This window comes from Candidatus Colwellia aromaticivorans (genome assembly GCF_003333305.1).
In the GTDB taxonomy this organism is placed as follows: Bacteria; Pseudomonadota; Gammaproteobacteria; order Enterobacterales; family Alteromonadaceae; genus Colwellia; species Colwellia aromaticivorans.
Genome location: NZ_QOLD01000057.1, coordinates 1 through 8,350, shown reverse-complemented (window position 1 = coordinate 8,350; position 8,350 = coordinate 1). Strand labels below are relative to the sequence as shown.

Sequence of the window (8,350 nt, the reverse complement as noted above, 5' to 3'; positions counted from 1 at the left end):
CAGGCGTTCTCGCTTCTTATTACTGATCAAAGTGATGAGAAATAGTAAATTGCATGAGCCGTATACGAGGTCCGTACGTACGGTTCTGTGAGAGGGATGAGGCATGAGCCTCACCCTACTCGATATTTTTAACTAAAGCTTATTAATATTTTGTTATAAATAAATATATAAGTAGAGAATTTTATTTGATGCCAAGGGAATTCGGTAAACCATTTAAAAGTATTTTGTCTAATTGTCTATTGATAGGCGCTATGACATCCTTTTCATCTACTATATATGCTCAAGAAAATGAAATAACACCCGTTAGCAAAGTTAATGCGGTAAATTTACAACTAGCCATCACTGAAGCTGAAATTGTTGCTAGTTATTATCCTGAAAAATATCCAGTAACTCGCTGGGAAAATCTCGATGTAAAAGATGATTTTTATCAGTCACCTTATCAAATATCCTTATTTACATCTGAAAATTCTGAAGACAGCGCTCGGTTATGGTCACAAACTAAATCAATCTTTGCTTATGGCTTTGGTGTTATCGGCGTTATTGCTTTATTACCCGAAGATGTTTCAAATTGGGATAAAGAAGAGGGTATCTATAATAAGTGGTTTGAAAATGTGACTGCTGGGCCTGTTTGGGATCGTGATACTGGTCCATTAAACTTGATTGGGCATCCATATTTTGGTGGGGTGTATTATCAAGTAGCAAGAAAGTCTGGCTATCGACAGTGGGATGCTTTTGTATATTCAACATTAATGTCTACTTTTTATTGGGAGTACGGTATTGAATCATTTGCTGAAGTACCTTCAATTCAAGACTTAGTTATTACCCCTGTTTTAGGTTGGGCTTATGGTGAATGGGCATTTACCACCGAAATGGATATCAGAGCTAATGGTGAGACTGTTTTGGGTTCTACATTTTTAGGCAGTACAGCCCTGATCTTGCTTGATCCTGTGGATAGTTTGAGTGTTGGTATTAATAACTTATTTGGTAAAGAAATTATTAAAGCTGGCACCGGCTATGTCCGTGTTAAAAACGTAGCTATTGGGAAAAATGGGCAAACAGAAAATCAAATACAAGTTAATATTTCTTTACAGCTTGGCGATGGAAGTAATTATACCCCCAAAAGACATGACCGAGTAAGCCGAATTAAAGATCCGATAGATACTAGTATTATTGGCGTGTCATATGGTTTCGGACAAGTACTTTTAGATGATTATTGGCAAGTACAAGATGATACAGTGACTGAATATTCTTTAGGTTTATATTTTTCTAAAAAGTACTCCACACGTCTTTCTTATTCAAAAGCTAAAGTAGAAGATATAGTCTCTGGTAATGAAAAATCTTATGAAAATTATAGTCTAGACGGCCAATATTACTTTAATGATCAACATAGTTTACGCCCATATTTAACCAGTGGTTTTGGTGAAATAATGTGGGAAAAAGATGAAAGTTTTAAAACGTTTCAAGTAAATGTTGGTACCGGTATTCATTGTAAAATATCGAATAAATTTGCCTTGCAAGTTGACTGGCGCCACTATTACAGTACAAGACAAAAAACCTCAGAAAATAATATTGCTGCACGGTTAGTATATTTATTTGGCAACGGTGAACGTTAGTTCAAGGCTAAGTCATATACAATTACTTTGTAAATAAATATTAATATACTCTGCAATTAATCGCATTTTTTATTTATTTGACTTACGCTTTAGTTACCCCTTGTTAAAATAAGTATTTCGGGCGTGATTTATGAAGCCTGCTTTTATATTTACTTTATTACTTTCTTTCCCTTTGCTACTTTCTTGTCAAAATAGCAATGATGGTTCCAATTACTCTCAAATGATGGTTAACACCCTCTATCTTGATCAAAAATTTACTAAGCCTGTTTCATTTCAAATAGAATCAGAAGAAGAAATTTTCATGCTAGACCGTGAAATGATTGCTCTGGTAGATGAAAAGTTAAAAAGTAGTTATAGCCCTAAAAAAAAAGCAACTTTGCTGCTTGAGCATATATTTTCACAAGACAACATTGCTCTTAGTTACCAAAGTAACGCAAACATTACTGCCAGAGAAGCCTTTCATAGCCAAACAGCTAACTGTATGTCACTTACCATTATGGCTTATGCTTTAGCAAAAAAAGCTGGTCTACACGTTGTTTTTCAGCAAGTAGATGTCCCTGAATATTGGGTTAGAAATGGGGAGCATAATTTATTAACAGGCCATATCAATTTACTTGTAAAAATAAAAGATAATCGAAATAAAATACTTTTTTATGGCTCTAATACACTACAGATAGATTTTGATCCTTATGTGGTGAAAGAATCATTTTCTAAGAAAATCATTAATAAAAATACTGTGCTCGCAATATTTTATAATAATAAAGGAGGACAAGCTCTAGTTGATAAAAACTATACTATTGCTTATCAATATTTTAAAGCAGCCACTCAAGCAGATAAGTTATTTAGCTCTGCGTGGGGGAACTTAGCTGTACTATATAAATTAACCAGTAATTATCAAATAGCAGAGCTAACATACCGACATGCTATAGCATTAGATCGAGGCAACTATACGGCACTTGCTAATCTAGCTATTTTATTACGAAAAAATTTAGCTATAGTAGAAGCTGAGTCAATAGAGCAGAAGTTACAGGCTAAAAGAAATAAGAACCCCTATTATCACGCGCTTTTAGCAGATGAGGCTTATTTTAATCATAATTATCAGCAAGCGGTTATGCATTATAAAAAAGCCATTAAACTTAATAATAAGATACATGAATTATATTTTGGTTTAGCAAAAGTCTATTATCAAATGAATAGGATATCTGCGGCTAAAAAAGCGATAAAAATGGCATTACGATTGAATAAAGTCAAATTCACAGAAAGGCAATATATTGCAAAGCTCAACTTTCTAAATACAGAACAACTCAACTAGTTACGCTTACTGGAAATATAACCTGACTAAATAGATAAATAATTTTTTAAGCATTATATTCACGTTATAATGATTTAATAAGTAATATTATAAATAAGAGAATAAGGTTAACGTTAATGGAAAAAAAATTTATTACCGCACAAGAGTTATTAGAAGATTCATTTCGTTTAGCCGCAAAAGTCTATGAAGATGGCTTTAGACCGCAATTCATTGTTGGCATTTGGCGAGGTGGTGCACCTATTGGTATTGCTGTTCAAGAGTACTTTGACTATAAAAAAGTAGAGACAGATCATATTGCTGTACGTACTTCATCTTACTATGGCATTAACCAGCAAAGTAAAGAAATTACAGTACACGGTTTACATTATATTATCGAAAATGCAAACGCTGGAGATGGGTTACTCATCGTAGATGATGTTTTTGATTCAGGCCGCAGCATTAAAGCGCTTATTAGTCAGCTTGAGTTATTAATGCGAAATAATATGCCTAAAGATATTCGTACGGCTTGCCCTTGGTATAAACCAGCAAATAAACAAGTTGATATTACGCCTGATTATTTTGTACATGAATCAAAAGAGTGGTTAGTTTTCCCCCATGAATTATCTGGTTTAACGCCAGATGAAATTATTGCAGGTAAAACCGACTTAGCCAACATTAAAGATTTGTTAGTATAGCCGATCCATTTTTTAACTAACTATTTAGATCTGTCGCATGATTAGACCTTTATCAATACTGTCTTTATTACTAATTTCTCTTTCTGCCTATGGAATAACAGCAAAAACAACGGTGATTTTGCTGTCAGTTGATGGCTTTTCTTTCAATTATTTACAAAAGTATCAACCTAAAAATATTTTAGCTTTTGCAGAGAATGGCGTTAAAGCGCGATTATTACCTGTATACCCAAGTAAAACCTTTCCTAATCATTTATCTATTATTACTGGTTCTTATCCGATAAACCATGGAATAATCCATAATAGATTTTATCATCCTGAATTAGATAAAACGTACTACTTAGGTTCAGGAAAAGAAAATGATACATGGTTAACTGCCGCACCTTTTTGGTCAGTAGCTGAAGATAACTTGATTAAATCAGCTGTTTATTTTTGGCCTGAATCTGAATCAAAAGGACACACTTCGCCAAGTTATAATATTCCTTATAATAAAAACACATCAAATAAGGCAAGAATTGAACAGCTTATTGCGTGGTTAAAATTACCAATCAATCAAAGGCCTTATTTCATTGCTAGTTATTTCTCTACCATTGACTCAGCGGGTCATGACTATGGTCTCGATTCGCCACAATTAATTACCGCTATTAATGAGTTTGATAAGTTGTTTGGATATTTTATAGATAAAATTAATAATGAAGTTTATCAACCCATTAATATTATCTTAGTTTCAGATCATGGAATGGTAGCTATTACCGAAAAAGCGAAAGTACTAACACCTTTAATATTTAAAGGTATTAACGTAAAAATAGATGGTATTAAAGTGACTTACAATGATACACAGCTTTTTATCTATTTAGATAAAAATAAGATATCCAGTAGAACTCGTATAAGCTTTGAAAAAAAACTTCAATCAAATCTTACGGCTAACAAAAAACTTTATAACATATATAGCAAAGGAAATTATCCTCAACACTGGCAATTTAATTCTGATTTAGCGATTGTTCCCGAGATAATAATTGAAGCAACACCACCAGCAATATTTATTTGGAAAAATATAGTCACTAAATTACATGGGGCAACTCATGGATTTGATCCAAAAAAGAATACGAGCTTAGATGGTTTTTTTATAGCTGCGGGTTCAAGTATAGCGCAGAGTAGGGTACTTGAGCCTTTTCAAAATATTCATGTTTTTCCTCTTATGAATACACTGCTAGGTTTAAATGAGAATAGAGAAATTGATGGTCAGCAGTTAGTATTGGAAACAATTATTAAATAGCCAAGAGTAACTTGGATATAAACCCGCTAGAGAGATTAATCTAGCTTTTTCACTTGATAATGGTAATCTTGCTACCAAGTAATTGATCAACAAAAAAATCGAAATGAAAAATACTTATATCGCTAGACAAGCTATTTTTAATGAAAAATTAGAAACCATTGGCTATGAATTATTATTTAGAGATAGTCCGGATAATAAATTTCCTGAGGTTGATCATGATATAGCTAGCTCAAAGTTGATTATTCAAAATCATATTCATGGTGATATTCAAAAAATCAGCATGGGAAAATTAGCCTTTATTAATTTCACTGAGAACTGTTTAATTCATAAATTCCCATTAATGTTTGATAAAGACACTATCGTTATAGAATTGGTAGGACAAGAAAAACCTACCAAAAAACTATTAAAAATCATTAAGTTTTATTACGATCAAGGTTATAAAATAGCGTTAACTGAGTATGATTTAGCACCACATTGGGATTTACTATTTCCTTATATTGATATAGTAAAAGTTGATATTGAGAAAATAAACACCAAACGTTTATTACCTGCCGTAGCACGAATGAAACCCTTTAACGTCGCTATAGCAGCTGAAAAAGTAGAAACAAAACACCAAAAACAAACACTTGCAGAAGTAGGATTTAATTATTTTCAAGGCTATTTTTATCATCAGCCTGAAATCATAGAAGGCCAAGCATTAGCTCCAATAAAAACACAAATGCTACACTTATTAAGTGAAACATTTAATTATCCGCTTAATTATGAAACAGTGGCTGAAATAATAAGCCACGATGTAAACTTAACCGTTGGTTTATTAAAAATGGTTAATAATGTAGCTACGGGTACTAGAGTCGAAATTACTTCATTAAAACAAGCGGCAGCATATTTAGGTGAAGATAAGTTAAGGCAGTTTGTTTCTATTTTAGCTTTATCTAACCTAACTTCAGAAACTACAGATGAAGTATGTAAACAAGCACTTATCACAGGTAAAATGATGTTTGGTTTGAGTGATAAAGGTGCATTTAAATCAGTAAGCGACTTTGCTTTTATTACCGGATTACTCAGCGCTATTGAAGTGATGCTTTCAATGCCAATGGCTGAAATAGTTAAAACAATGCCTTTAGCTCAACCTATTGAAAATGCATTAGTTACACATGAAGGATTACTTGGTCAATTACTTGATTTAACAACCAGCTATATACTTGGTCATGACAACTTACAATCGAATGGTAATTTGAGAGAGAGCTTACAACAATATTCTTTAGATAAAACAGTTGTTCAAGAAGAGTTTTTGAAAGCTAGCGAGTGGTGCCAAGGCTTAAATATTGATAACCTATAAATATCATTAAAATACAGCCAATATCAAAATTAGATTAGTCTATAACTATGTTTTTGTTAATATTGGCGTAAGAGAAAATTTAAACGTTTATAATAAATAATCAATCACACTAAGTCCGATACTAAAGAGTATCGGACTTAGTGTACTGTGTAGATGTTAGGGTGGTTGTCCCTGTTGTTGTGATACTCCAAGCTTACCACTGGATCGATCCAGTTAACGCTTGCAAACGTAAACCTTTATTTTTAACGGCCTACATTATCAGTTAGCATTTTGTAAAATATCACTTTGCAAATATAAAGCTGGATCAAATTTTTATTATCGTTCTGTATTGTTCTATGAAATAACAGTATTTTAAAATCGTGCGCTACGTGCATGAAATATTTTATTGTGAGGCTTACCTCGTTATTTTTCACGTAGCGTCACGTTAGAATATCTAACGAATTACTTAAATTGTCATTTAACTATGTTCTTTACTCTCTATGCTGTTTTGGTTAATAACAAAATCACTTAATGCATTTAAACTTTCAATCTGTTCTTCCAAAGCTTTAATGTATTTAATTTTATTTGATTCAATTTCTTTAAACCATTTAGTTAGTGAAACTTGATCTTCATATGTTGGTAAGCTGAACTCAATATCTTTAATTTTTTCATATGAGATTGATGGTTGTGCTGAACCTTTAGCCAATGAGTTTAAGTTTCTAACTTTTACATTTGCATAAGGCGCTAGAATTCCGATAGGAAGACTTAGAATAGAATGTAAATTAAACTGAGTTAACAGCTGATACCTTAAGTCTTTGAATTCATGTGTAGAATTTGATAAAAGTCCATCTGGAACAATTAATACAGCTTTGCCATCCAAAGCTGTATTAATTGTATGCTTTAGGAACATAGCTTCTAAACTGTTCTTATAACCATGATATTCATGCCCATACTTACTAATATCAGAAGGTTTCCCAAAGGGAATTCCTGAAAAAATCAGATCATATTTTGTATTATCTTTAAATAAAAAAGAGTCTTCAATATTAATTGTTATCTATAGTACACCCTACTCGCCACAATATTTACGGAACTAAATTCAGATATTAATCTACAATTGTAAACGAGAACTAATTGCTATACGCCAAATAACCGATGTGGGGTTGGAATAAACCCAACATTGCCTCTAGTTAGTTCTTTCTTTACTTCAAAAGATCACAATCTGATAGATTTATCATTGCCATGTCGAACACAAGTTCGCACCGTTTCGTCCCAAGACTGATCTAACGGCTCCATTGCAACAATATCAGGATGCAACCAATGATTACCACCTGACCCTTGTGAATTAATTGAACGACGTTCGTCTATTCTTTGGCAGTTTAACCCCATATCTTTATTTAAAAACTCGACAAGCATTGGATAAAGATCATGCTCACTAAAAGATGTAGAACCCACACAACTTTGAGCATCTTTTCTATCAATATCTACATCTTCAAGCTCTTCTGTTTGAGGTGCATCATCCCAATAATAAAGACGTGTCCTTGGCTTATCACGAGTAACTACATTGGGACATTGTTGCTTTGCACGAACCGTTCTTTCTCCACCTATTTCAGCAGCTAATTGAGCAATGAATTTGTCATCAGTGTCATATCTAGGGTTGGTGCGTTTATCTGCTAGAGCACTTGAATATCGCTCTATAAAAAGTTTAGCTAACTCTCTCGCTGTAAATTTTGTACCCTTATTACTTTTAAGGGTTTCAATTATCATTTGTGGGCGACTAGTCATTGTTTTGTCCTATTTGCTCAAAAGAATCGAAAACTTTCTGAAGCTTTTCACAGAAGTCTAATAAATAGCTAATGTAACTATTCTCCATGTAAGCTATTGTTTCTACGTTTCCACTAGTAGCCCAGTTAAAATACTTATCATGTTGGTCTTTCGTGATAAGGATCTTAAATTTTGTTCGTAAGTTTGGCGGCCACTCTACGCTCGATTTCATTTCTGAATCTGTCATAAGTGTGAATTGATTTATTACGCCCTGACCTGGTTTAATGGATACGACTACCCCAGTTAAGACATAATAGCCTTAACTGGAGAACTGAAATGACCAAACGTAAAAAATATACAAAAGAATTTAAACTTGATGCGATTTCTTTAGTCAGAGAT

7 protein-coding genes are annotated in these 8,350 nt (G+C 33.0%); 5 read left to right on the top strand and 2 right to left on the bottom strand.

Annotated features, from left to right (window positions below):
- Positions 1 to 251: 251 nt before the first annotated feature.
- From DWA31_RS08565 to DWA31_RS08545, 5 genes are all read left to right on the top strand, one after another.
- Positions 252 to 1,613: a DUF3943 domain-containing protein gene (locus tag DWA31_RS08565; RefSeq protein WP_245942557.1), complete on the top strand. Its 1,362-nt coding sequence runs from the start codon at positions 252 to 254 to the stop codon at positions 1,611 to 1,613.
- Positions 1,614 to 1,743: 130 nt separating this feature from the next.
- Positions 1,744 to 2,925, top strand: a complete 1,182-nt coding sequence (locus DWA31_RS08560) for a tetratricopeptide repeat protein (RefSeq protein WP_114326184.1) — start codon at positions 1,744 to 1,746, stop codon at positions 2,923 to 2,925.
- 116 nt (positions 2,926 to 3,041) lie between these two features.
- The gene (locus tag DWA31_RS08555; RefSeq protein ID WP_114326183.1) at positions 3,042 to 3,599 is read left to right on the top strand and encodes a phosphoribosyltransferase; all 558 of its coding nucleotides are present in this window, start codon (positions 3,042 to 3,044) and stop codon (positions 3,597 to 3,599) included.
- Positions 3,600 to 3,636: 37 nt separating this feature from the next.
- Positions 3,637 to 4,872 (top strand): alkaline phosphatase family protein, encoded by a 1,236-nt coding sequence (locus DWA31_RS08550; protein WP_114326182.1) that lies wholly within the window; start codon positions 3,637 to 3,639, stop codon positions 4,870 to 4,872.
- Positions 4,873 to 4,975: 103 nt separating this feature from the next.
- Positions 4,976 to 6,211 carry an EAL and HDOD domain-containing protein gene (locus tag DWA31_RS08545; protein ID WP_114326181.1) on the top strand — a complete coding sequence of 412 codons (1,236 nt, stop codon included), beginning with the start codon at positions 4,976 to 4,978 and terminating at the stop codon, positions 6,209 to 6,211.
- Between the two features lie 457 nt (positions 6,212 to 6,668).
- Here the strand turns inward: DWA31_RS08545 and DWA31_RS08540 are convergent, their stop codons facing one another.
- Entirely contained in the window at positions 6,669 to 7,232 is a 564-nt protein-coding gene (locus tag DWA31_RS08540) for an N-6 DNA methylase (protein ID WP_281268626.1), read from the bottom strand.
- A gap of 170 nt (positions 7,233 to 7,402) precedes the next feature.
- Positions 7,403 to 7,972, bottom strand: coding sequence for a hypothetical protein (locus DWA31_RS08535; protein WP_114326179.1), 570 nt, complete (start codon positions 7,970 to 7,972; stop codon positions 7,403 to 7,405).
- Between the last annotated feature and the right edge of the window lie 378 nt (positions 7,973 to 8,350).